The sequence below is a fragment of the Streptomyces sp. NPDC025784 genome (assembly GCF_055558435.1).
In genome coordinates this window covers 131,085-153,016 of sequence record NZ_JBVHMN010000018.1, presented here as the reverse complement: position 1 = coordinate 153,016, position 21,932 = coordinate 131,085, and the positions used below count along the sequence as shown (strand labels likewise).

Sequence of the window (21,932 nt, the reverse complement as noted above, 5' to 3'; positions counted from 1 at the left end):
TAGTCTGAGCTGCGGTGACGCCTGTGCGTACAGGGATTGTCCGGTCGTTGTCCTGGTCTGTCCTGGCTGTCCTGAGTGCCGTACGGGTACGCGTGGGCGTTGGAGGTGGGTGGGTGTGAGCAGCGAGGGTGTGGACGAGCCCGGGTGGGATGTCAGCCCGGAGGACGAGATCGCTCCGGTGGTGGAGGCGACGGGGCGGCAGATCAGGCTCCGGCGAGAGGCCGCGGGGATGCGCGTCATCGACTTCGGGCAGGCCATCGGGTACGGCGAGGACCTGGTCCGGAAGGTGGAGCGTGGGGCGCGGATTCCGCGGGCGGAGTTCCTGGACAGGGCGGACGAGGTCCTGAACGCGGGCGGGCTCATCAGGGCGTTCAAGGAGGACATGGAGAAGGCTCGGTATCCGCAGAAGGTGCGCGAGCTGAAGATGCTGGAGGAGCGGGCGGTCGAGCTTCAGCTGTACAGCAACCACAACATCCATGGGTTGTTGCAGACGGAGGAGTATGCGCGGGCACTGTTCGGAACATGGCGGCCCACGCTGTCCCCGGACGAGTTGGAGCGGGCGGTTGCCGCCCGCCTGGCCAGGGGCTCCATTTTCGACCGGTCACCCGCGCCTGAACTCAGCTTTGTCCAGGAGGAGGTGACCCTGCGCCGCCCTGTCGGAGGCACAATGGTGTTGCGCCGACAGCTCGAACACGTGCTGGAGGTCGCGCAGTTGCCACACGTCGAACTCCAGGTAATGCCCACGGTCCGTGCGAATCATCCCGGAGCCGCTGGGCGGATCCAGGTGCTGAAGTTCGGAGATGGCACTGCCGTGGGACGTACTGACGACGAGTTCGGCGGGCGTCCGGTCTCCGACCCGAAGCAGCTCCGGATCCTCGAACTGCGGTATGGCATCATCCGGGCCCAAGCTCTCTCGCCAGGGGAGTCTCTGGCCTTCATCGAGCAGGCACTGGGAGAAACATGATCAGGGAGACCTCGTCGGGGGATGCTTCCGACCTGGAGTGGTTCAAGAGCAGCTACAGCGACAGCAGCAACCCCAGCGACTGCGTCGAGATAGCCCCCACCCCCACCACCATCCACGTCCGCGACTCCAAGGACCCCCAGGGCCCCCGCCTGGCCCTCGCCCCCACCGCGTGGGCGGACTTCGTGACCTTCGCCTCGGGGAACTGATCACTTGCCCCCCGGCGTCCTCAGCCCTGTAAATTCGCTGATGCGTACGAGTGTTGGTGATGCGGGCGTGACGGGGGTTGCGGCATGGCGGGGAACCGGCCAGGAGATTGGCATGTCCTGGACCTGGACAAGGACCCGACGCCGGGCGACCCGGACCGGGTCCGTCATCTGTCCAAGAACCTGCACGACTTCGCCGACGACGTCGGGGACGCGCTCCGCCTGATCAAGGGCATGGCGGACGAGGATGCGGTCCTGAAGTGGGCGGGCAAGTCCGCGAAGGCGTTCCAGGACGAGTTCTCGGGTGTGCCGAAGCAGCTGAAGAAGCTGAAGAAGTCCTACGAGATGGCCGGCGACGCGCTGGCCGACTACTGGCCCAAGCTGGAACGGGCCCAGGCCCTCGCCGACAAGGCGCTCGCGAAGGGCCGAGAGGCGCAGTCCGACCTCTCCTCGGCCAAGTCCCGTCTCTCCTCAGCCGATTCCTGGGTGACGAAGGCGAACAAGGAAGCCGACAAGTACAAGGACGACCCGACCGGCAGCAAGGACAAGGAGAAGCCGGACGAGGCGAAGGTCCGGGCCGCCACGCGGGACGCGCAGCACGCCAAGTCGGCCCAGACGAGCGCCCAGTCGGACGTCACCTCGGCCGGCAGCGCCCTGGACGCGGCGAAGAAGATGGCCGAGGACGCGCGCAAGATGCGCGAGGAGGCCGCCCGTACGGCGAAGACGAAGATCGACGAGGCGTCGGACGCGGGGATCCACAACCGCAAGTGGTGGGAGGAGGTCGGCGACTGGTTCTCCGACAACTGGGACACCATCGTCGCGGTCTGCAAGGTCGTCGTTGCCGTTGTCGGCATCATCGCGATGATCATCGGTGGGCCGATCCTCGGCGCCATCGTGCTCGTCGCAGCCCTCGTCGTCCTCGCCGACACGCTCAACAAATATGCGAAGGGCCAGGCCTCCCTATGGGATGTCGGCTTCGCTGCGCTGGACTGCATACCGGGTATGAAGGGCCTCACCACCCTCGGCGGCCTCGCGAAGGGCCTCAAGGGCGGTCTGGCGGCGATGAAGGGCCTCAAGGTCGGGCTCAAGGGGATGGCCCTGGCGGCCCGAGGTCTGGGCAAGACCGCTCGCGGCATGCTCGCCGCGGGTGGCAAGGGGGCCTTCAACCGGCTGAAGAACGTGATCAAGTTCAAGGGCAGCGACCCCGTGGACATGGCCACCGGCGCGATGTTCCTGCCGCAGACCGACATCGTCCTGCCGGGCATCCTCCCTCTCGCCTTCAGCCGCCGGGTGGCCTCCGACTACCGCTGCGGCTGGTGGTTCGGCCCCACCTGGTCCTCCACAGTGGACCAGCGGCTCGAGATCGACACCGAGGGAGTCGTGTTCGTCACCGAGGACGGACTGCTCCTCGCCTATCCGCACCCGGACGACCCCGGCTCACCGGTGCTGCCTCAGGCCGGCCCGCGGTGGCCGCTCTCCCGCCTGGAGGACGGCGGTTACACGGTGACCGACCCGGTCGCCGGCCACACGCGTCATTTCACGGCGGTCTCCGGCAAAACCGCGGGACCGGCCCTGCTGGAGCGGATATCCGACCGCAACGGCCACACGATCGACTTCGACTACGACGAGACCGGCGCCCCGACCGGCATCCGCCACTCCGGCGGTTACCACCTCAAGCTCACCACCGAGGACGGCCGCGTCACCGGGCTGGCCCTGGCCGACGCGTCCGAGGACGGCTCGGACGTCGTCGTCAGGCGGTTCGAGTACACCGACGGCAGTCTCACCGCCGCGGTCAACTCCTCGGGCCTCCCGCTGCTCCTCACGTACGACGAGCGGTTGCGTGTCACCTCGTGGACCGACACGAACTGCAGCAGATACGCCTATGCCTACGACGACCGTGACCGCTGTGTCGCCGAGGGCGGCGAGGGCGGCCACATCACCATCACCCTCGACTACGACGGCACGGATCCGCGCTGGCCCGACCTGCGGATCACCACCCTCACGACGGCGGAGGGCGCGACCAGCCGCTTCGTGATCAACGATCTGAGCCAGGTCGTCGCCGAGATCGACGCCAACGGCTCGGTCACCCGAACCGAGTACGACCAGGACCACCACGTCAGGTCCCGGACCGACGCCCTCGGCCGCATCACCCGGTTCGACGTCGACGCGGCGGGACGGACCCTCGCCGTCATCGCCCCGGACGGCGGAGTGACCCGCTGCACGTACAACAGCCTCGGCCGCCCGACGGCCGTTCTCCTGCCCGACGGATCCAGCCTGCTGCGCAAGTACGACGAGCACGGCAACTGCACCGCCGCCACCGATGAGACGGGCGCCACGACGCGCTACGCGTACGACGGATCCGGCAGACTGACGGCCGTCACCGACCCGCTGGGAGCGACGACGCGGGTGCGTTGCACCGGCGCGGGTCTGGTCGCCGAGCTGACCGACCCCCTGGGCGGACGCCGCGTCGCACAGCACGACGCCTTCGGGCGGATCGTTCTCGTCACCGACCCCCTGGGCGCGAGTACCCGGCGCTGGTGGACCGTCGAGGGCCTGCTCGCCCGGGAGGTCGGGCCGGACGGGGCGGAACAGTCGTGGGTGTACGACGGAGAGGGCAACTGCATCCGCCACACGGATGCCGAAGGCGGCGTTTCCACCTACGAGTACAGCCACTTCGACCTGCTGACCGCACGTACCGGGGCCGACGGGGTCCGCTACGCGTTCGAGCACGACTCCTCGTTGCGCCTGACGAAGGTCATCGACCCCCACGGCCTGACATGGGAGTACGCATACGATCCGGCCGGTCGGCTGGTCGCGGAAACCGACTTCGACGACCGCCGTGTCGTGTACCGGCGTGACGCGACGGGCCGCGTGCTGGCACGCACGAATCCGCTGGGACAGTCCGTCGCCTACGAGTACGACACCTTGGGCCGCCTCGCCTCCAAGAAAGTGGAGGGCGCGGTCACCACGTACGCATACGACGGCATGGGCAGGGGACTGCGTGCCACGAACCCGGACGGCGAGGTCGTCTGGGAACGGGACGCCGCGGGGAGGATCACCGCCGAAACGGTGAACGGGCGCACTCTGTCGATCGGTTACGACGCGGCGGGCCGGCGCACCGAGCGCAGGACACCCACCGGTGCCCTCGCCGTCCACGGTTACGACGCGGCGGGCCGCGTGACCTTGCTGAACACCTCCGGGCACACCCTGGCCTTCACACACGACGCGGCGGGCCGGGAGACCTCCCGCCTTGTGGACGGCTCGCTCACCGTCGCCCAGGGCTGGGACACGGCCGGCCGGCCTACGGACAGGACCGTGACGGGGCCCCACGGCACCGTCCAGCAGCGCTCGTACGCCTTCCGCCCGGACGACTCGCTCATCGGCATCGCCGACTCCTGGTACGGCGAGATCGGTGTGGATCTGGACGGCGCGGGCCGCGTGACGCGGGTCCGGTCCCGTGACTGGGCGGAGGACTACGCCTACGACCAGCGAGGGAACCAGAGCCGGGCCTCCTGGCCCGGGCGGGATACGGGTGAGGATGTACGGGGGGAGCGGGCGTACGAGGGCAACCGCCTCACCCACGCCGGCTCCGTGCGGTACGAGTACGACAGGGCCGGACGCGTCGTGGTGCGCCGCAGAACCCGTCTCTCGCGCAAGCCGGACGTCTGGCGGTACGCGTGGGACGCCGAAGACCGTCTGACCTCGGTGACCACCCCGGACGGGACGGTGTGGCGCTACCTCTACGACCCGCTCGGCCGCCGCACGGCCAAACGACGCATGGCCGCCGACGGCGTGACGGTCGTGGAGGAAACCCGGTTCACCTGGGACGGCTCCCTCGTCACGGAGCAAACGACCACCGGCCTCGACCTGCCGCATCCGGTGACCCTGACCTGGGACCACGACGGTCTGTTCCCCCTGGCTCAGACCGAACGTCTCACCGATCGGGCCACGCAGGAGGAGATCGACTCCCGTTTCTTCGCGATCGTCACCGACCTGGTCGGCTCTCCCACCGAACTCGTCGACGGGACCGGACACGTCGCATGGCGCTCCCGCAGAACGCTCTGGGGCGTCACCCCGTGGAAGGCCGACAGCACCGCCTACACGCCGCTGCGTTTCCCGGGCCAGTACCACGACCCGGAAACCGGTCTCCACTACAACTACCACCGCTACTACGACCCGGAGACCGCGAGGTACTTCTCCGCCGATCCGCTCGGCCTGGAACCGGCGCCGAATCCCTATGGGTATGTGACAAACCCATCGGGGATGATCGACCCCTTCGGACTCTCGCCCTACAAGATCCTGTACCACGGATCGATGGACTGGCAGGGTTCCAAGTTCGCCCTGAACATCTCCGAGGACGCCAAGCGGGCGGGCACGCCGAATGCCGGGGTGTATCTGTCGGACGACTTCAACAGGGTGGCGACGTCGTACGGCCGGGGCGGACACGTGGTGCGGGTCAAGGTGCCGAAGGAGTTCGCGGAATCCGTCTTCCAACTGGGCGGACCGCGGCACAATCAGCCGGAGTTCTTCGTCAATACCCCCGAAGGGGTACAGATACTGAACGACGGGATCACGGAGATCCTGCCCACCGCAGAAGCGACGATGAAGCATTTCGCGGGCTTGTTCTGAGGTATTCGAGGCTATTGCTATGACGGAAAATCACGCGCCGATCTCGGAGACGGGACTCGGCTACGACGTGTTCGCGCCGCTGTGGGGGATCCTGGAACTGGGTGTGGTGGCGGAGTCGGGGGCACAGGCCCTGCGGGGCCCCGCGCTCGCCGGCTTCGTGGCGGCTCACCGGAAGGACATCGACCGGCTCCTGGCGATGATCCGGGATCTCGGTGACTTCTCTTCCGAGACGATGGCCATCTTCGAGGAGCAGGGCGGATGGAACGACGGCCGTCAGGTGACGCCCGAATACTTGACGATGTACTCGGGCTGCATCGAGGGATACCCGCCGGAGACCGGCGACCCCGTCGTGCTGCGGCGCATCGTCCGCATGGGGAGCGACCTCCAGCTGGCCACCTTCATGGACGCCCTCGTGGGAACGGCCACGGCGCGAGGTCCGGGCCTCGGCGTCTCGGTGCCGCTCGTCGCCGACGCCGTGCGCATGGCGGGGGCCCTGCTGGGTCTCCACGACGAGCGAGTGGTGCCGGACACCTTCCGGATGTGGCGCGTCAAGTTCTTGCCGGACGTCCTGCGGCCCGACTCCCCCTCGGGGGAGTCGGTCAAGGCCGATCTGCGGCTGTACGCCCGTGCACTGGAAGAACTGGTCGATGAACGGAGCTGATCGCGCAGACGGTGAATCGAGGCTCCGGTGGTCCGCCTGAACGGATTGCGTCTTCAGGGAGGCCGGTCGGTGACCGTGGCCGCGAGGGAGAGCATCCTCCGCGAGCTGTGAGACGCGCGAGGGCGCCCGGAGTTCTCTCGCCGAGTTCGGCGGGCTGAAGGGTGTCGGCAGGGACGACGTCACGCTGCCGGCGGAAAGCGCGGACCGGGTGCTGGAAGCTGGTCGAGGGCATCGGCACGCCGAGCGAGCTCGTCGGGCAGGACAGCGCGAACGCCTGGCGGTCCGCCACCAGCCTGTGGGGAAGGCCTCTGGCCGGCGACGACGGCGGGCTGTGCCCGCTGGCCTTCCCGGGCCCGTACCGCGACCCGGAAACCGGCCTGCACTGCAACCTGTCCCGCCACTGCGGACACCGCGAGCGATCTGAACAAGTTGAGAAAGAAGGAATGATCAACAACCTCCAGAAGCAGGAGGTTCTCCCGCCACCGTGCGACTGATTAGGGATAGAAGGAAAGTCGGTCATGGCATCCGAGTGGGACTGGGAAAGCGGCGAGGGTCTGCTGGGTATTGACGACCCCACCGAGGTGGACGTGGCGTTCGAGCGTGGCGAGCGGCATCTCGGGACGGCGGTGATCGGGTTGGCCTTCAATTGTTCGCTGGAGGAGGCCTCGCCGCGGATTGTCAGGGCGATGCAGTTGCCGGATCGCGATCAGCGGGGGTTCGCGTTCACCGCGGCTGGTGTTGCGGCCCGACTCAACGGCGCGTTGACACCTGAGCTGTACGCCGCGTTGCGGGCGGAAGGCCCCGGTCGCAAGAGCATCGCCGGGAACGCCATCGACGACACCCTCGACTACGTGCCCTTCTGGCAGCTGCCACTGTGGCTCAAGTGCTGGAAGGCCGTGTCAAAGGTGCAGGACAAGCTGGAGACCTGGCGGCTGACCGCCACGTACGCGGCCGAGGACGCCTGGAAGGCCCTGCGGCGACGTCCATGACACGGGAAGAGTCGACCACGGGGTCCGTAGTGGGACTGGAAAACCGGTGAGGGGCTGACGGCGTCCAACAAGGCGTCCAGCCGTCCCGGCTCGTCGAAGCCGTCGTGGGGAGAGGGCAGCTCGTACTGGTCGTGGACGTCCGTCGCCTGCTCCAGCTCCCGCACCACCCGGAGCTCCTCGTCCCGGCCGTCGCTCTCCAGCGAGGACAGCATGATCAGGTGGCTGGTGGCGGCCTCCGCGGCGCGTGCCGGGGTCATCGCTGGCGGCTGTCGAACGGAGGACGTCGGTGACCCCCCAGGGGCGATTGCGTGCGGTGACGCGCCGGCCAGGGGCTGGTACCCCGATGTCCTGTGCCTCGGCGTTGCCCGGATTCTCCAGCCGCACGGTCATCTCGCTCGTCCCCCGCTCTCGGGGCATCCGATCTCGCCGGCGCTTGTGAAGGCTTGGGTGCGGAATGAGAGGTGAGAGCCGGGTCGGACATATGTGCCCCGAGCCGATGGAAGTGCCGGCCTCGCCGAGCACCCCCGGGTTTGACCTACGTCACGCTCGGGGTATTGTCTCCGGCTCGATTGGCCAGCCCGCTGTCGTGTATGGCAGACTAGCGGGGTTGCTCGGTCGAGTGCCGATGCTGCGCGCCTCCCGCCGGGAGGACTGGAAGCGAGTCCCACAGTACTCGTCGCTCCAACTGTCGGAAGGCAGCGCTGGGGCGGACGTACGGGAATCTTCCGGGAAGTGTCAGCGGGGTGCCGACCAGGCGCCCGGTGGGTGTTCAGCCCCCGGTCCAGCGGTTGCCTTCAGGGCTGAGCCGCGTCCCGAGCAGGGAAATCCCTTGTGGATATCTCTGTCAGTGGGAGCGCGACACGCCCGACCGCGTGGGTCGGAGGTCAGGACGCGGACCCCCGGGTTCCAGAGCGTTTTACGAGACAAAGGACTACTGAGTAGCCATGGCGGGACAGAAGATCCGCATCCGGCTCAAGGCCTACGACCACGAGGTCATCGACTCCTCGGCGAAGAAGATCGTCGAGACGGTGACCCGCACTGGTGCGTCGGTCGCGGGCCCGGTGCCGCTGCCCACTGAGAAGAACGTGTACTGCGTCATCAAGTCGCCGCACAAGTACAAGGACTCGCGCGAGCACTTCGAGATGCGCACGCACAAGCGCCTGATCGACATCCTCGACCCGACGCCCAAGACCGTTGACTCTCTGATGCGACTCGACCTTCCGGCCGGTGTCGACATCGAGATCAAGCTCTAAGGGTCGGTGATCTGAGAATGGCTAAGCAGATCAAGGGCATCCTGGGCGAGAAGCTCGGCATGACGCAGGTGTGGGACGAGAACAACCGTGTTGTTCCGGTCACCGTCGTCAAGGCCGGCCCCAACGTCGTCACCCAGGTCCGTACGAACGACACCGACGGCTACGAGTCGGTCCAGATCGCCTTCGGCGAGATCGACCCGCGCAAGGTGAACAAGCCCCTCAAGGGTCACTTCGCCAAGGCCGACGTCACCCCCCGTCGTCACCTCGTCGAGATCCGCACCGCGGACGCCTCCGAGTACACGCTGGGTCAGGAGATCTCCGCTGAGGTCTTCGAGGCCGGCGTCAAGGTGGACGTGACCGGCAAGAGCAAGGGCAAGGGCTTCGCCGGTGTCATGAAGCGTCACAACTTCAAGGGCCTCGGCGCCGGACACGGCACCCAGCGCAAGCACCGCTCTCCCGGTTCCATCGGTGGCTGTGCCACCCCGGGCCGTGTGTTCAAGGGCCTCCGCATGGCGGGTCGCATGGGCAACGAGCGGGTCACCACCCAGAACCTGACCGTCCACGCCGTTGACGCGGAGAAGGGTCTGCTGCTCATCAAGGGCGCGGTTCCCGGTCCGAACGGCGGCCTCGTCCTGGTCCGCACCGCGGCCAAGGGGGCCTGAGGTAACCGATGAGCACTGTTGACATCCTTTCGCCGGCAGGCGACAAGACCGGGACGGTCGAGCTCCCCGCGGAGATCTTCGACGTCGAGAAGGTCAGCATTCCGCTGATCCACCAGGTCGTCGTCGCGCAGCTGGCCGCTGCCCGCCAGGGCACGCACAAGACCAAGACCCGTGGCGAGGTCCGTGGTGGCGGCAAGAAGCCGTACCGCCAGAAGGGCACCGGTCGCGCCCGTCAGGGTTCGACCCGCGCGCCGCAGTTCGCCGGTGGTGGCGTCGTGCACGGTCCCGTGCCGCGTGACTACTCGCAGCGGACCCCGAAGAAGATGAAGGCCGCGGCCCTGCGCCACGCCCTCACCGACCGGGCCCGCAACAACCGCATCCACGTCGTCACCGGCGTGGTCGACGGCGAGATCTCCACCAAGGCCGCGAAGAACCTGCTCGGCAAGATCTCGGAGCGCAAGAACGTGCTCCTGGTGATCGACCGCGCGGACGAGGCCGGACTGCTCTCCGCCCGCAACCTGCCCCAGGTCCACATCCTGGAGCCGGGCCAGCTGAACACGTACGACGTTCTCGTCTCGGACGACGTGGTCTTCACCCAGGCCGCTTTCGAGTCCTTCGTGTCTGGCCCCAAGGCCGCTGACACCGAAGGGAGCGAGGCCTGATGGCTACGCGTCACCCGAGCATCGCCTCGAAGGCCGCCAAGGCCGCGAAGGCCGCGCGCGTCGCCAAGGCGAAGCGCCACGCCACCGAGGGCAAGAACACCGTCGAGACCCCGCTGAGCAAGTCCTTCACGGACCCCCGTGACGTGCTCCTCAAGCCGGTCGTCTCGGAGAAGAGCTACGCGCTGCTCGACGAGGGCAAGTACACCTTCATCGTCGACCCGCGGGCCAACAAGACCCAGATCAAGGAGGCCGTCCAGGCGGTCTTCTCGGTCAAGGTCACCGGGGTCAACACGATCAACCGTCAGGGCAAGCGCAAGCGCACCCGCACCGGCTTCGGCAAGCGTGCGGACAGCAAGCGCGCGATCGTGACCCTCGCTGAGGGCGACCGTATCGACATCTTCGGCCAGGCCTCCTAACGGAGCGCCCTGGTCCGAATATCGGACGAGGACTGAGAAATGGGAATCCGCAAGTACAAGCCGACTACGCCGGGCCGTCGTGGCTCCAGCGTCGCCGACTTCGTCGAGGTCACGCGGTCCACGCCGGAGAAGTCGCTGGTCCGCCCGCTGCACAGCAAGGGCGGCCGTAACAACGCCGGTCGTGTGACCGTTCGCCACCAGGGTGGCGGACACAAGCGCGCCTACCGTGTGATCGACTTCCGTCGTCACGACAAGGACGGCGTGCCGGCGAAGGTCGCGCACATCGAGTACGACCCCAACCGCACCGCGCGCATCGCGCTGCTGCACTACGCGGACGGCGAGAAGCGCTACATCCTCGCCCCCCGCAACCTGTCGCAGGGCGACCGCGTCGAGAACGGTCCCGGGGCCGACATCAAGCCGGGCAACAACCTGGCCCTCCGCAACATCCCGGTCGGTACCACGATCCACGCGATCGAGATCCGTCCCGGTGGCGGTGCCAAGTTCGCCCGCTCCGCCGGTGCCTCGGTGCAGCTGCTCGCGAAGGAGGGCACCATGGCCCACCTCCGCATGCCCTCCGGTGAGATCCGCCTGGTCGACCAGCGCTGCCGCGCGACGGTCGGCGAGGTCGGCAACGCCGAGCAGAGCAACATCAACTGGGGTAAGGCCGGCCGCAAGCGCTGGCTGGGCGTTCGCCCGACCGTTCGCGGTGTGGCGATGAACCCGGTTGACCACCCGCACGGTGGTGGTGAGGGCAAGACCTCCGGTGGTCGCCACCCGGTCTCCCCGTGGGGTCAGAAGGAGGGTCGTACTCGTTCGCCGAAGAAGGCTTCGAACAAGTACATCGTCCGCCGCCGCAAGACGAACAAGAAGCGCTAGGAGCGGGTTTAGATGCCGCGCAGTCTCAAGAAGGGGCCCTTCGTCGACGACCACCTGATCAAGAAGGTGGACGTACAGAACGAAGCCGGCACCAAGAACGTCATCAAGACCTGGTCCCGTCGCTCGATGATCATCCCGGCCATGCTCGGCCACACGATCGCGGTGCACAACGGCAAGACCCACATTCCGGTGTTTGTCACCGAGTCGATGGTCGGCCACAAGCTCGGCGAGTTCTCGCCGACGCGCACCTTCCGGGGTCACGTGAAGGACGACCGGAAGTCGAAGCGCCGCTAACAGCGGGGTGGAATGACCATGACAGACACTGGAAGGACAACCATGGAAGCCAGGGCCCAGGCGCGGTACATCCGCGTCACGCCCATGAAGGCCCGCCGCGTGGTGGACCTTATCCGTGGCATGGATGCCACGGAGGCTCAGGCGGTCCTGCGTTTCGCCCCGCAGGCCGCGAGCGTGCCGGTCGGCAAGGTGCTTGACAGCGCCATCGCCAACGCCGCGCACAACTACGACCACACCGACGCCGACAGCCTCTTCATCTCCGAGGCGTACGTCGACGAGGGCCCGACCCTGAAGCGGTTCCGTCCGCGCGCCCAGGGCCGCGCCTACCGGATCCGCAAGCGGACCAGCCACATCACCGTGGTCGTCAGCAGCAAGGAAGGAACCCGGTAATGGGCCAGAAGGTTAACCCGCATGGGTTCCGGCTCGGTGTCACGACCGACTTCAAGTCGCGTTGGTACGCCGACAAGCTGTACAAGGACTACGTCAAGGAAGACGTCGCCATCCGTCGGATGATGACGTCCGGCATGGAGCGCGCCGGCATCTCGAAGGTTGAGATCGAGCGCACCCGTGACCGCGTGCGTGTGGACATCCACACCGCTCGTCCGGGCATCGTCATCGGCCGCCGTGGCGCCGAGGCCGACCGCATCCGCGGCGACCTCGAGAAGCTCACGGGCAAGCAGGTCCAGCTGAACATCCTCGAGGTCAAGAACCCCGAGACCGACGCTCAGCTGGTTGCCCAGGCCGTTGCCGAGCAGCTCTCCTCCCGCGTCTCCTTCCGCCGCGCCATGCGTAAGAGCATGCAGTCGGCGATGAAGGCGGGCGCCAAGGGCATCAAGATCCAGTGCGGTGGCCGCCTCGGCGGCGCCGAGATGTCCCGCTCGGAGTTCTACCGCGAGGGCCGCGTGCCCCTGCACACGCTCCGCGCGAACGTCGACTACGGCTTCTTCGAGGCCAAGACGACCTTCGGCCGCATCGGCGTGAAGGTCTGGATCTACAAGGGCGACGTCAAGAACATCGCCGAGGTCCGCGCCGAGAACGCCGCTGCCCGCGCCGGCAACCGCCCGGCCCGTGGTGGCAACGACCGCCCGGCCGGCCGTGGTGGCCGTGGTGGCGAGCGTGGCGGTCGCGGCCGCAAGCCGCAGCAGCAGGCTCCCGCCGCCGAGGCCCCCAAGGCCGAGGCGACCGCCGCTGCTCCGGCTGAGAGCACCGGAACGGAGGCCTGACCGACATGCTGATCCCCCGTAGGGTCAAGCACCGCAAGCAGCACCACCCGAAGCGCCGTGGTCAGGCCAAGGGCGGTACGCAGGTCGCGTTCGGCGAGTACGGCATCCAGGCCCTCACGCCGGCGTACGTGACGAACCGCCAGATCGAGGCGGCTCGTATCGCGATGACCCGCCACATCAAGCGTGGCGGCAAGGTCTGGATCAACATCTACCCGGACCGCCCGCTGACGAAGAAGCCCGCCGAGACCCGCATGGGTTCCGGTAAGGGTTCCCCCGAGTGGTGGGTCGCGAACGTGCACCCGGGCCGGGTCATGTTCGAGCTGTCCTACCCCAACGAGAAGATCGCCCGTGAGGCCCTGACTCGTGCGGCTCACAAGCTGCCGATGAAGTGCCGGATCGTCAAGCGCGAGGCAGGTGAAGCGTGATGTCGGCCGGTACCAAGGCGTCCGAGCTGCGCGAACTGGGTGACGAGGAGCTTCTTGCGAAGCTTCGCGAAGCCAAGGAAGAGCTGTTCAACCTCCGCTTCCAGGCGGCGACCGGTCAGCTCGAGAACCACGGTCGGCTGAAGGCCGTCCGTAAGGACATCGCGCGGATCTACACCCTGATGCGTGAGCGCGAGCTGGGCATCGAGACGGTGGAGAGCGCCTGATGAGCGAGAGCAACGTGACTGAGCAGAAGACCGAGCGCGGTTTCCGCAAGACCCGTGAGGGTCTGGTCGTCAGCGACAAGATGGACAAGACCGTCGTCGTCGCCGTCGAGGACCGCGTCAAGCACGCGCTGTACGGCAAGGTCATCCGCCGTACGAACAAGCTCAAGGCCCACGACGAGCAGAACGCTGCGGGCGTCGGCGACCGTGTCCTCCTCATGGAGACCCGGCCGCTGTCCGCGACGAAGCGCTGGCGCGTCGTCGAGATTCTCGAGAAGGCCAAGTAATCCCTCCTAGGGGGACCCCCTAGGAACAGTTCCGCCAGGCTCGGCAGGGGCCCGTCCATGCGGCGGCCCCTGCCGGGAACCGGCAGACAATCAGGAGATAGACGTGATCCAGCAGGAGTCGCGACTGCGTGTCGCCGACAACACTGGTGCGAAGGAGATCCTTTGCATCCGTGTGCTCGGTGGCTCCGGTCGCCGCTACGCGGGCATCGGTGACGTCATCGTCGCCACCGTCAAGGACGCGATCCCCGGTGGCAACGTGAAGAAGGGTGACGTCGTCAAGGCGGTCATCGTTCGCACCGTCAAGGAGCGCCGCCGTCCGGACGGCTCGTACATCCGCTTCGACGAGAACGCCGCTGTCATTCTGAAGAACGACGGCGACCCTCGCGGCACCCGTATCTTCGGCCCCGTCGGCCGTGAGCTGCGCGAGAAGAAGTTCATGAAGATCATCTCGCTCGCGCCGGAGGTGCTGTAAGCATGAAGATCAAGAAGGGCGACCTGGTCCAGGTCATCACCGGCAAGGACAAGGGCAAGCAGGGCAAGGTCATTGCCGCTTACCCGCGCGACGAGCGCGTCCTGGTCGAGGGTGTCAACCGGGTCAAGAAGCACACCAAGGCCGGCCCCACCGCTCGCGGTTCGCAGGCCGGCGGCATCGTGACCACCGAGGCCCCGATTCACGTGAGCAACGTTCAGCTCGTCGTGGAGAAGGACGGCAACAAGGTCGTCACGCGCGTCGGTTACCGCTTCGACGACGAGGGCAACAAGATCCGCGTTGCCAAGCGGACGGGTGAGGACATCTGATGGCTACCACCACCACTCCGCGTCTCAAGACGAAGTACCGCGAGGAGATCGCGGGCAAGCTGCGTGAGGAGTTCTCGTACGAGAACGTCATGCAGGTTCCCGGCCTCGTCAAGATCGTGGTCAACATGGGTGTGGGCGACGCCGCCCGCGACTCCAAGCTGATCGAGGGCGCCATCCGCGACCTCACCACGATCACCGGTCAGAAGCCGGCCGTCACCAAGGCCCGCAAGTCCATCGCGCAGTTCAAGCTGCGTGAGGGTCAGCCGATCGGTGCCCACGTCACGCTCCGTGGCGACCGCATGTGGGAGTTCCTGGACCGTACCCTGTCGCTCGCGCTGCCGCGCATCCGCGACTTCCGCGGTCTGTCCCCCAAGCAGTTCGACGGCCGTGGCAACTACACCTTCGGTCTCACGGAGCAGGTCATGTTCCACGAGATCGACCAGGACAAGATCGACCGTACCCGGGGCATGGACATCACCGTGGTGACCACGGCGGCCAACGACGCTGAGGGCCGTGCCCTTCTCCGTCACCTCGGCTTCCCCTTCAAGGAGGCGTAAGCGAGATGGCGAAGAAGGCTCTGATTGCCAAGGCTGCTCGTAAGCCCAAGTTCGGTGTGCGTGGCTACACCCGCTGCCAGCGCTGCGGCCGCCCGCACTCCGTGTACCGCAAGTTCGGCCTGTGCCGCGTGTGCCTTCGTGAGATGGCTCACCGTGGCGAGCTGCCGGGCGTGACCAAGAGCTCCTGGTAATCCCGTAATTCGGGATTCCAGAGGCTCTCGGTAAGCAAAGGGCACTGTCGGGGGCCCACCCCTCCATGGCTTAGGCTAGGAGGGTTGGGCGCCCGACGCCCGTACGACTTACTACGCCGTAGGTCCCCGCGCCGCACCCGTCCCGCCCATGAGCGGGGAGAGGGATGGCGCATACAGGAAACCCCGGCGAGAGAGGCCGAAGGCCAATTCATGACCATGACTGATCCGATCGCAGACATGCTTACGCGTCTGCGTAACGCGAACTCGGCATACCACGACTCCGTGTCGATGCCGCACAGCAAGATCAAGTCGCACATCGCGGAGATCCTCCAGCAGGAGGGCTTCATCACGGGCTGGAAGGTCGAGGACGCCGAGGTCGGCAAGAACCTCGTCCTCGAGCTGAAGTTCGGCCCGAACCGTGAGCGCTCCATCGCGGGCATCAAGCGGATCTCCAAGCCCGGTCTCCGGGTTTACGCGAAGTCCACCAACCTGCCGAAGGTGCTCGGCGGCCTCGGCGTGGCGATCATCTCCACGTCGCACGGGCTCCTCACCGACAAGCAGGCCGGCAAGAAGGGCGTAGGCGGAGAAGTTCTCGCCTACGTCTGGTAGCGGAAGGGAACGGAGGAAACAGCTATGTCGCGTATTGGCAAGCTCCCCATCACGGTTCCCGCCGGCGTGGACGTCACCATCGACGGCCGTACGGTCCAGGTGAAGGGCCCCAAGGGCAACCTCACCCACACCGTCGCGTCGCCGATCGAGATCGCTAAGGGTGAGGACGGCGTTCTGAACGTCACCCGCCCGAACGACGAGCGTCAGAACAAGGCCCTCCACGGCCTGTCCCGCACGCTGGTGGCGAACATGATCACCGGCGTGACCCAGGGTTACGTGAAGAAGCTCGAGATCAGCGGTGTCGGTTACCGCGTTGTCGCCAAGGGCTCCAACCTGGAGTTCTCGCTCGGCTACAGCCACCCGATCACCGTCGAGGCCCCCGAGGGCATCACCTTCAAGGTGGAGGCCCCCACCCGTTTCTCGGTCGAGGGCATCGACAAGCAGAAGGTCGGCGAGGTTGCGGCCAACATCCGCAAGCTGCGCAAGCCCGACCCGTACAAGGCCAAGGGCGTCAAGTACGAAGGCGAAGTCATCCGCCGCAAGGTCGGAAAGGCGGGTAAGTAAGCCATGGCATACGGTGTCAAGATTGCTAAGGGCGACGCTTACAAGCGTGCTGCCATCAAGCGTCGTCACATCCGGATCCGTAAGCACATCTCGGGTACGGCCGAGCGTCCGCGCCTGGTCGTGACGCGCTCCAACCGCCACATCGTGGCCCAGGTCATCGACGACGTGCAGGGTCACACCCTCGCGTCGGCGTCGACCCTGGACACCACGATCCGCGGTGGCGAGGGCGACAAGTCCGCGCAGGCCAAGTCGGTCGGCGCCCTGGTCGCCGAGCGCGCCAAGGCCGCCGGTGTCGAGACTGTCGTATTCGACCGTGGTGGAAACCAGTACGCCGGGCGCATCGCCGCCCTGGCGGACGCCGCCCGCGAAGCCGGACTCAAGTTCTGAGTCGGTTCCGTAGCTAGCGGAAACAGAGAGAGGTAATTCCAATGGCTGGACCCCAGCGCCGCGGTGGCGGTGCCGGTGGCGGCGAGCGGCGGGACCGGAAGGGCCGTGACGGCGGCGCAGCTGCTGCCGAGAAGACCGCGTACGTTGAGCGCGTTGTCGCGATCAACCGCGTCGCCAAGGTTGTGAAGGGTGGTCGTCGCTTCAGCTTCACCGCGCTGGTCGTGGTGGGCGACGGTGACGGCACCGTGGGTGTCGGTTACGGCAAGGCCAAGGAGGTGCCGGCCGCCATCGCCAAGGGTGTGGAGGAGGCCAAGAAGCACTTCTTCAAGGTCCCCCGTATCCAGGGCACCATCCCGCACCCGATCACGGGTGAGAAGGCGGCGGGCGTCGTCCTGCTCAAGCCTGCTTCTCCCGGTACCGGCGTTATCGCCGGTGGCCCGGTGCGTGCAGTGCTCGAGTGCGCCGGCGTTCACGACATCCTGTCGAAGTCGCTCGGTTCTTCCAACGCGATCAACATCGTGCACGCGACCGTGGAGGCCCTCAAGGGCCTGCAGCGTCCCGAGGAGATCGCGGCTCGCCGTGGTCTGCCCCTCGAGGACGTCGCCCCCGCGGCTCTTCTCCGTGCGCGTGCCGGGGCTGGTGCGTAATGGCGCAGCTCAAGATCACGCAGGTGAAGTCGTACATCGGCAGCAAGCAGAACCACCGTGACACCCTGCGCTCCCTTGGTCTCAAGGGCATCAACACGCAGGTCGTCAAGGAGGACCGCCCCGAGTTCCGCGGCATGGTGCACACCGTCCGCCACCTCGTGACGGTCGAGGAGGTCGACTGATCATGGCGGAGAACAACCCGCTCAAGATCCACAACCTCCGTCCCGCCCCCGGCGCCAAGACCGCCAAGACCCGTGTCGGTCGTGGTGAGGCGTCGAAGGGTAAGACGGCCGGTCGTGGTACCAAGGGCACGAAGGCCCGCTACCAGGTTCCGGAGCGCTTCGAGGGTGGGCAGATGCCCCTCCACATGCGCCTCCCGAAGCTGAAGGGCTTCAAGAACCCGTTCAAGACCGAGTTCCAGGTCGTGAACCTCGACAAGCTGGCCGCGCTGTACCCGGAGGGTGGCGAGGTCACCGTCGAGGGTCTCGTCGCCAAGGGTGCCGTTCGCAAGAACAGCCTCGTCAAGGTCCTCGGCCAGGGCGAGATCTCCGTGGCGCTGCAGGTGACGGTCGACGCCGTCTCCGGCTCCGCCAAGGAGAAGATCACCGCCGCCGGCGGTACCGTCACCGAGCTCGTCTGAATTCATCAGGCGTCTCGATGACTTGAGCGATCCCGACCGGGGATGCCCCACAAATGGGGCATCCCCGGTTGGTCGTTCCAAGGGGGGCAGTGTCGCCGGTAAGGTGGCCTGCACTGTTGATTTTCGTCCGGCGTGGCCCTTGGGGAACTCCGGACGGCCTTTGACTGTTGGTTAGCTGTCAGTAATCCGTCGAACCTCAAGACCGTCACCTCTGACGCAGTAGCGCGGGGGTCGCAGGAGGCACCGTGCTCACCGCGTTCGCCCGGGCGTTCAGGACACCCGACCTGCGCAAGAAGCTGCTCTTCACGCTCGGCATCATCGTGGTCTACCGGGTCGGTACGCACATTCCGATCCCCGGCGTCGACTACAAGAACGTCCAGACCTGCATCGACGTGGCCTCGAAAGGCAACCAGGGTCTGTTCGGCCTGGTCAACATGTTCAGTGGTGGCGCGCTGCTGCAGATCACGATCTTCGCGCTGGGCATCATGCCGTACATCACGGCGAGCATCATTCTGCAGCTGCTGACGGTGGTGATCCCGCGCCTCGAAGCCCTCAAGAAGGAGGGTCAGGCCGGCACCGCGAAGATCACGCAGTACACCCGTTACCTGACGGTGGCCCTCGCCATCCTCCAGGGCACCGGCCTGGTCGCGACCGCGCGCAGCGGCGCCCTGTTCAGCAGCTGCCCGGTCGCCGGTCAGATCGTGCCGGATCAGTCGATCTTCGTCACCATCACCATGGTCGTCACGATGACCGCCGGTACGGCCGTCGTCATGTGGCTCGGTGAGCTCATCACCGACCGCGGCATCGGCAACGGCATGTCGATCCTGATGTTCATCTCGATCGCCGCGACGTTCCCGTCCGCGCTGTGGGCCATCAAGGAGCAGGGCTCGCTGGCCGGCGGCTGGATCGAGTTCAGCACCGTGATCCTGGTCGGTCTCGTCATGGTCGGCCTGGTCGTCTTCGTCGAGCAGGCTCAGCGCCGCATTCCGGTCCAGTACGCGAAGCGCATGATCGGACGCCGTTCCTACGGTGGTACGTCCACGTACATCCCGTTGAAGGTGAATCAGGCCGGTGTGATTCCTGTCATCTTCGCCTCGTCGCTGCTCTACATTCCGGCACTGGTCGCCCAGTTCTCGAAGGGCAATTCCGGCTGGAAGACCTGGGTGACCCAGAATCTGACCAAGGGTGACCACCCGATTTACATCAGTTTGTACTTCCTTCTGATCGTTTTCTTCGCGTTCTTCTACGTGGCGATCTCGTTCAACCCCGAGGAAGTCGCGGACAACATGAAGAAGTATGGTGGCTTCATCCCGGGCATCCGGGCTGGCCGACCGACCGCTGAGTACCTCAGCTACGTGCTCAACCGGATCACCTGGCCGGGTTCGCTGTATCTGGGTCTGATCGCTCTCGTACCGACGATGGCGTTGGTTGGCTTCGGGGCAAGCCAGAACTTCCCGTTCGGTGGTACCAGCATCCTGATCATCGTGGGTGTCGGCCTCGAGACGGTGAAGCAGATCGAGAGCCAGCTTCAGCAGCGCAATTACGAAGGGTTCCTCCGCTGATGCGAATCGTCCTCGTCGGGCCGCCCGGTGCCGGCAAGGGAACGCAGGCCGCGTTCCTCGCCAAGAACCTGTCGATCCCGCACATCTCCACGGGCGACCTGTTCCGCGCCAACATCAGCAGGCAGACGGAACTGGGCAAACTGGCGAAGTCCTACATGGACAAGGGCGAGCTGGTACCCGACGAGGTCACCATCGCGATGGCCAAGGACCGCATGGAGCAGCCCGACGCGGAGAACGGCTTCCTCCTGGACGGTTTCCCGCGCAACGTCTCGCAGGCCGAGGCGCTGGACGAGATGCTGCAGTCCGAGGGCATGAAGCTGGACGCGGTTCTGGACCTGGAGGTCCCCGAGGACGAGGTGGTCAAGCGCATCGCCGGCCGCCGCATCTGCCGCAACGACTCGGCGCACGTCTTCCACGTCACGTACAAGCAGCCGAAGAAGGAAGGCGTCTGCGACGTCTGCGGCGGCGAGCTGTACCAGCGGGACGACGACTCCGAGGAGACCGTCCGCAAGCGCCTCGAGGTCTACCACACGCAGACCGAGCCGATCATCGACTACTACAAGGCCCAGGGCCTGGTCGTCACGATCTCCGCGCTCGGCAAGGTGGAAGAGGTCACGGGGCGCGCGATGGAGGCCCTGGCCCGCGAGGCCGCGTAGTACCGCGGGACGCGGGAACGCACAGCCGGCACGTCACTTCGGCCGCGGCATCCTGAGAGGGTGTCGCGGCCGAGGCGTGGGAGCAGCCCACGCGTCGACGGGAGCGCCGCGCCGGCCGAGCGCCCCTCGGCCCGGCGGGAGCCCGAGTCCCGGGTCGGTGCGGACACTCCCGCGTCGGCGGACGGCCCCGGCCCTCCGGCGCCGGCCGCGCCGCAACCCCCCGTATCGTTGAAGCTGAAGCGTCCGTACTCTCCGGTCAGAAAGGCCGCAGCCGCCATGGTGCAGATCAAGACCCCCGAGCAGATCGCCAAGATGCGCGAGGCGGGGCTGGTCGTCGCCGCCATTCATGCGGCCACCCGTGAGGCGGCCGTGCCCGGCGCCACCACCAAGGACCTCGACGAGGTGGCCCGCAAGGTGCTCGCCGAGCACGGGGCGAAGTCGAACTTCCTCGGGTACGGCGGCTTCCCGGCGACGATCTGCACCTCGGCCAACGAGGTCGTCGTCCACGGCATCCCGGACGAGAAGACCGTCCTGAAGGACGGCGACATCATCTCCATCGACGCCGGCGCGATCGTGGACGGCTGGCACGGCGACGCCGCGTTCACGGCGTTCGTCGGCGGTGGTCACGCTCCGGAGCTGGTCGAGCTCTCCCGGGTGACCGAGGAGTCGATGTGGGCGGGCATCGCGGCGATGAAGCAGGGCAACCGCCTCGTGGACGTCTCCCGCGCCATCGAGACGTATATCCGCCGTCAGCCCAAGCCCGGCGGCGGCCGCTACGGGATCATCGAGGACTACGGCGGCCACGGCATCGGCACCGAGATGCACATGGACCCGCACCTGTTGAACTACGTCGAGCGCAGGCGAGGCAAGGGTCCCAAGCTGATCCCCGGTCTCTGCCTCGCCATCGAGCCGATGGTGTCGCTCGGCACGCCGAAGACGGAGGTCCTCGAGGACGAATGGACCGTCATCACGACGGACGGCACCTGGTCCTCGCACTGGGAGCACTCCGTCGCGCTGACGGAGCAGGGTCCGCTGGTCCTCACCGCCCTGGACGGCGGCAAGGCCAAGCTGGCCGAGTACGGCGTCACCGCCGCCCCGGACCCGCTCGCCTGATCGGCGCGGGACCCGTTCCGACGGCGCGCGGCCCTGCCGGTCGCGCCGTCGCTTTCACCCGCTGGCTTAAAGATCTCCCCAGCTGGGCATTCTTTCTCGATTCGTCTTTCCGAGACCACTGACGTAGACTGACTCGTCGGCTCCCGTGCACCCGCATGCCTGCATGCACTCGTGGGGAGCCGATCAAGGTAGTCGATTCGAAGGGCGAAGCGTGGCCAAGAAGCAAGGTGCCATCGAGATCGAGGGCACTGTCGTCGAGTCTCTTCCGAACGCCATGTTCAAGGTCGAGCTCCAGAACGGCCACCAGGTCCTGGCACACATCAGCGGCAAGATGCGTATGCACTACATCCGCATCCTCCCTGACGACCGGGTCGTGGTGGAGCTGTCTCCGTACGACCTGACGCGTGGCCGGATCGTCTACCGGTACAAGTAGATCTTGCCTT

At 66.8% G+C, this 21,932-nt stretch carries 30 protein-coding genes; all 30 read left to right on the top strand.

What is annotated here, in order from left to right:
* Window positions 1-109 precede the first annotated feature (109 nt).
* The 30 genes from ACZ4IF_RS33380 to infA all read left to right on the top strand — a co-directional run bounded on the left by ACZ4IF_RS33380 (window position 110) and on the right by infA (window position 21,922).
* Window positions 110-964, top strand: coding sequence for a helix-turn-helix domain-containing protein (locus tag ACZ4IF_RS33380; protein ID WP_467569641.1), 855 nt, complete (start codon window positions 110-112; stop codon window positions 962-964).
* On the top strand, window positions 961-1,170 hold the full coding sequence (locus tag ACZ4IF_RS33375; protein ID WP_467569638.1) for a DUF397 domain-containing protein: 210 nt from the start codon (window positions 961-963) through the stop codon (window positions 1,168-1,170). The genes ACZ4IF_RS33380 and ACZ4IF_RS33375 overlap by 4 nt, the downstream gene beginning before the upstream one ends.
* An 84-nt stretch (window positions 1,171-1,254) precedes the next feature.
* Complete coding sequence (locus ACZ4IF_RS33370) at window positions 1,255-5,796, top strand: RHS repeat-associated core domain-containing protein (protein WP_467569635.1); 4,542 nt, start codon at window positions 1,255-1,257, stop codon at window positions 5,794-5,796.
* A gap of 19 nt (window positions 5,797-5,815) precedes the next feature.
* The gene (locus tag ACZ4IF_RS33365; protein WP_467569632.1) at window positions 5,816-6,457 is read left to right on the top strand and encodes a hypothetical protein; all 642 of its coding nucleotides are present in this window, start codon (window positions 5,816-5,818) and stop codon (window positions 6,455-6,457) included.
* A 518-nt stretch (window positions 6,458-6,975) separates the two neighbouring features.
* Complete coding sequence (locus tag ACZ4IF_RS33360) at window positions 6,976-7,446, top strand: hypothetical protein (RefSeq protein ID WP_467569630.1); 471 nt, start codon at window positions 6,976-6,978, stop codon at window positions 7,444-7,446.
* 944 nt (window positions 7,447-8,390) lie between these two features.
* Window positions 8,391-8,699, top strand: coding sequence for a 30S ribosomal protein S10 (gene rpsJ / locus ACZ4IF_RS33355; RefSeq protein WP_003948644.1), 309 nt, complete (start codon window positions 8,391-8,393; stop codon window positions 8,697-8,699).
* Between the two features lie 17 nt (window positions 8,700-8,716).
* On the top strand, window positions 8,717-9,361 hold the full coding sequence (rplC, locus tag ACZ4IF_RS33350) for a 50S ribosomal protein L3 (RefSeq protein ID WP_095936043.1): 645 nt from the start codon (window positions 8,717-8,719) through the stop codon (window positions 9,359-9,361).
* Window positions 9,362-9,369: 8 nt separating this feature from the next.
* Window positions 9,370-10,023 carry a 50S ribosomal protein L4 gene (rplD, locus tag ACZ4IF_RS33345; RefSeq protein ID WP_359494329.1) on the top strand — a complete coding sequence of 218 codons (654 nt, stop codon included), beginning with the start codon at window positions 9,370-9,372 and terminating at the stop codon, window positions 10,021-10,023.
* Window positions 10,023-10,439 carry a 50S ribosomal protein L23 gene (gene rplW, locus ACZ4IF_RS33340; protein ID WP_095936045.1) on the top strand — a complete coding sequence of 139 codons (417 nt, stop codon included), beginning with the start codon at window positions 10,023-10,025 and terminating at the stop codon, window positions 10,437-10,439. Before rplD ends, rplW begins: the two co-directional genes overlap by 1 nt.
* Before the next feature lie 39 nt (window positions 10,440-10,478).
* Entirely contained in the window at window positions 10,479-11,315 is an 837-nt protein-coding gene (rplB, locus tag ACZ4IF_RS33335) for a 50S ribosomal protein L2 (protein ID WP_020132633.1), read from the top strand.
* Between the two features lie 12 nt (window positions 11,316-11,327).
* On the top strand, window positions 11,328-11,609 hold the full coding sequence (gene rpsS / locus ACZ4IF_RS33330) for a 30S ribosomal protein S19 (RefSeq protein ID WP_005481224.1): 282 nt from the start codon (window positions 11,328-11,330) through the stop codon (window positions 11,607-11,609).
* 42 nt (window positions 11,610-11,651) lie between these two features.
* Window positions 11,652-11,999 (top strand): 50S ribosomal protein L22, encoded by a 348-nt coding sequence (gene rplV, locus ACZ4IF_RS33325; protein WP_003974262.1) that lies wholly within the window; start codon window positions 11,652-11,654, stop codon window positions 11,997-11,999.
* Window positions 11,999-12,832: a 30S ribosomal protein S3 gene (gene rpsC, locus ACZ4IF_RS33320; RefSeq protein WP_028805742.1), complete on the top strand. Its 834-nt coding sequence runs from the start codon at window positions 11,999-12,001 to the stop codon at window positions 12,830-12,832. Before rplV ends, rpsC begins: the two co-directional genes overlap by 1 nt.
* A gap of 5 nt (window positions 12,833-12,837) precedes the next feature.
* A complete protein-coding gene (gene rplP, locus ACZ4IF_RS33315; protein ID WP_028805743.1) occupies window positions 12,838-13,257 on the top strand; it encodes a 50S ribosomal protein L16 in 420 nt (139 codons plus the stop codon).
* Window positions 13,257-13,481 (top strand): 50S ribosomal protein L29, encoded by a 225-nt coding sequence (gene rpmC / locus ACZ4IF_RS33310; protein ID WP_003998824.1) that lies wholly within the window; start codon window positions 13,257-13,259, stop codon window positions 13,479-13,481. Before rplP ends, rpmC begins: the two co-directional genes overlap by 1 nt.
* Window positions 13,481-13,765 carry a 30S ribosomal protein S17 gene (rpsQ, locus tag ACZ4IF_RS33305; protein WP_095936046.1) on the top strand — a complete coding sequence of 95 codons (285 nt, stop codon included), beginning with the start codon at window positions 13,481-13,483 and terminating at the stop codon, window positions 13,763-13,765. The genes rpmC and rpsQ overlap by 1 nt, the downstream gene beginning before the upstream one ends.
* A gap of 103 nt (window positions 13,766-13,868) precedes the next feature.
* Entirely contained in the window at window positions 13,869-14,237 is a 369-nt protein-coding gene (rplN, locus tag ACZ4IF_RS33300) for a 50S ribosomal protein L14 (protein ID WP_003998823.1), read from the top strand.
* A 2-nt stretch (window positions 14,238-14,239) separates the two neighbouring features.
* Window positions 14,240-14,563 (top strand): 50S ribosomal protein L24, encoded by a 324-nt coding sequence (rplX, locus tag ACZ4IF_RS33295; RefSeq protein WP_053674523.1) that lies wholly within the window; start codon window positions 14,240-14,242, stop codon window positions 14,561-14,563.
* Entirely contained in the window at window positions 14,563-15,120 is a 558-nt protein-coding gene (gene rplE, locus ACZ4IF_RS33290) for a 50S ribosomal protein L5 (RefSeq protein ID WP_095936047.1), read from the top strand. The genes rplX and rplE overlap by 1 nt, the downstream gene beginning before the upstream one ends.
* 5 nt (window positions 15,121-15,125) lie before the next feature.
* Window positions 15,126-15,311, top strand: coding sequence for a type Z 30S ribosomal protein S14 (locus tag ACZ4IF_RS33285; protein WP_003948630.1), 186 nt, complete (start codon window positions 15,126-15,128; stop codon window positions 15,309-15,311).
* Between the two features lie 210 nt (window positions 15,312-15,521).
* Entirely contained in the window at window positions 15,522-15,920 is a 399-nt protein-coding gene (rpsH, locus tag ACZ4IF_RS33280; protein ID WP_014674378.1) for a 30S ribosomal protein S8, read from the top strand.
* 24 nt (window positions 15,921-15,944) lie between these two features.
* Window positions 15,945-16,484: a 50S ribosomal protein L6 gene (gene rplF / locus ACZ4IF_RS33275; protein WP_095936048.1), complete on the top strand. Its 540-nt coding sequence runs from the start codon at window positions 15,945-15,947 to the stop codon at window positions 16,482-16,484.
* Window positions 16,485-16,487: 3 nt separating this feature from the next.
* Window positions 16,488-16,871, top strand: coding sequence for a 50S ribosomal protein L18 (gene rplR, locus ACZ4IF_RS33270; RefSeq protein ID WP_095936049.1), 384 nt, complete (start codon window positions 16,488-16,490; stop codon window positions 16,869-16,871).
* A 41-nt stretch (window positions 16,872-16,912) separates the two neighbouring features.
* Window positions 16,913-17,518: a 30S ribosomal protein S5 gene (gene rpsE / locus ACZ4IF_RS33265; protein ID WP_046704422.1), complete on the top strand. Its 606-nt coding sequence runs from the start codon at window positions 16,913-16,915 to the stop codon at window positions 17,516-17,518.
* Window positions 17,518-17,700: a 50S ribosomal protein L30 gene (gene rpmD / locus ACZ4IF_RS33260; RefSeq protein ID WP_003974250.1), complete on the top strand. Its 183-nt coding sequence runs from the start codon at window positions 17,518-17,520 to the stop codon at window positions 17,698-17,700. Before rpsE ends, rpmD begins: the two co-directional genes overlap by 1 nt.
* Before the next feature lie 2 nt (window positions 17,701-17,702).
* Window positions 17,703-18,158: a 50S ribosomal protein L15 gene (rplO, locus tag ACZ4IF_RS33255; protein WP_003974249.1), complete on the top strand. Its 456-nt coding sequence runs from the start codon at window positions 17,703-17,705 to the stop codon at window positions 18,156-18,158.
* A gap of 245 nt (window positions 18,159-18,403) precedes the next feature.
* Entirely contained in the window at window positions 18,404-19,720 is a 1,317-nt protein-coding gene (gene secY / locus ACZ4IF_RS33250) for a preprotein translocase subunit SecY (RefSeq protein ID WP_467569619.1), read from the top strand.
* Window positions 19,720-20,376, top strand: coding sequence for an adenylate kinase (locus ACZ4IF_RS33245; RefSeq protein ID WP_028805753.1), 657 nt, complete (start codon window positions 19,720-19,722; stop codon window positions 20,374-20,376). Before secY ends, ACZ4IF_RS33245 begins: the two co-directional genes overlap by 1 nt.
* Before the next feature lie 276 nt (window positions 20,377-20,652).
* Complete coding sequence (gene map, locus ACZ4IF_RS33240) at window positions 20,653-21,489, top strand: type I methionyl aminopeptidase (protein WP_467569617.1); 837 nt, start codon at window positions 20,653-20,655, stop codon at window positions 21,487-21,489.
* A gap of 211 nt (window positions 21,490-21,700) precedes the next feature.
* Window positions 21,701-21,922: a translation initiation factor IF-1 gene (gene infA / locus ACZ4IF_RS33235; protein ID WP_003948620.1), complete on the top strand. Its 222-nt coding sequence runs from the start codon at window positions 21,701-21,703 to the stop codon at window positions 21,920-21,922.
* The last annotated feature ends 10 nt before the right edge of the window (window positions 21,923-21,932 follow it).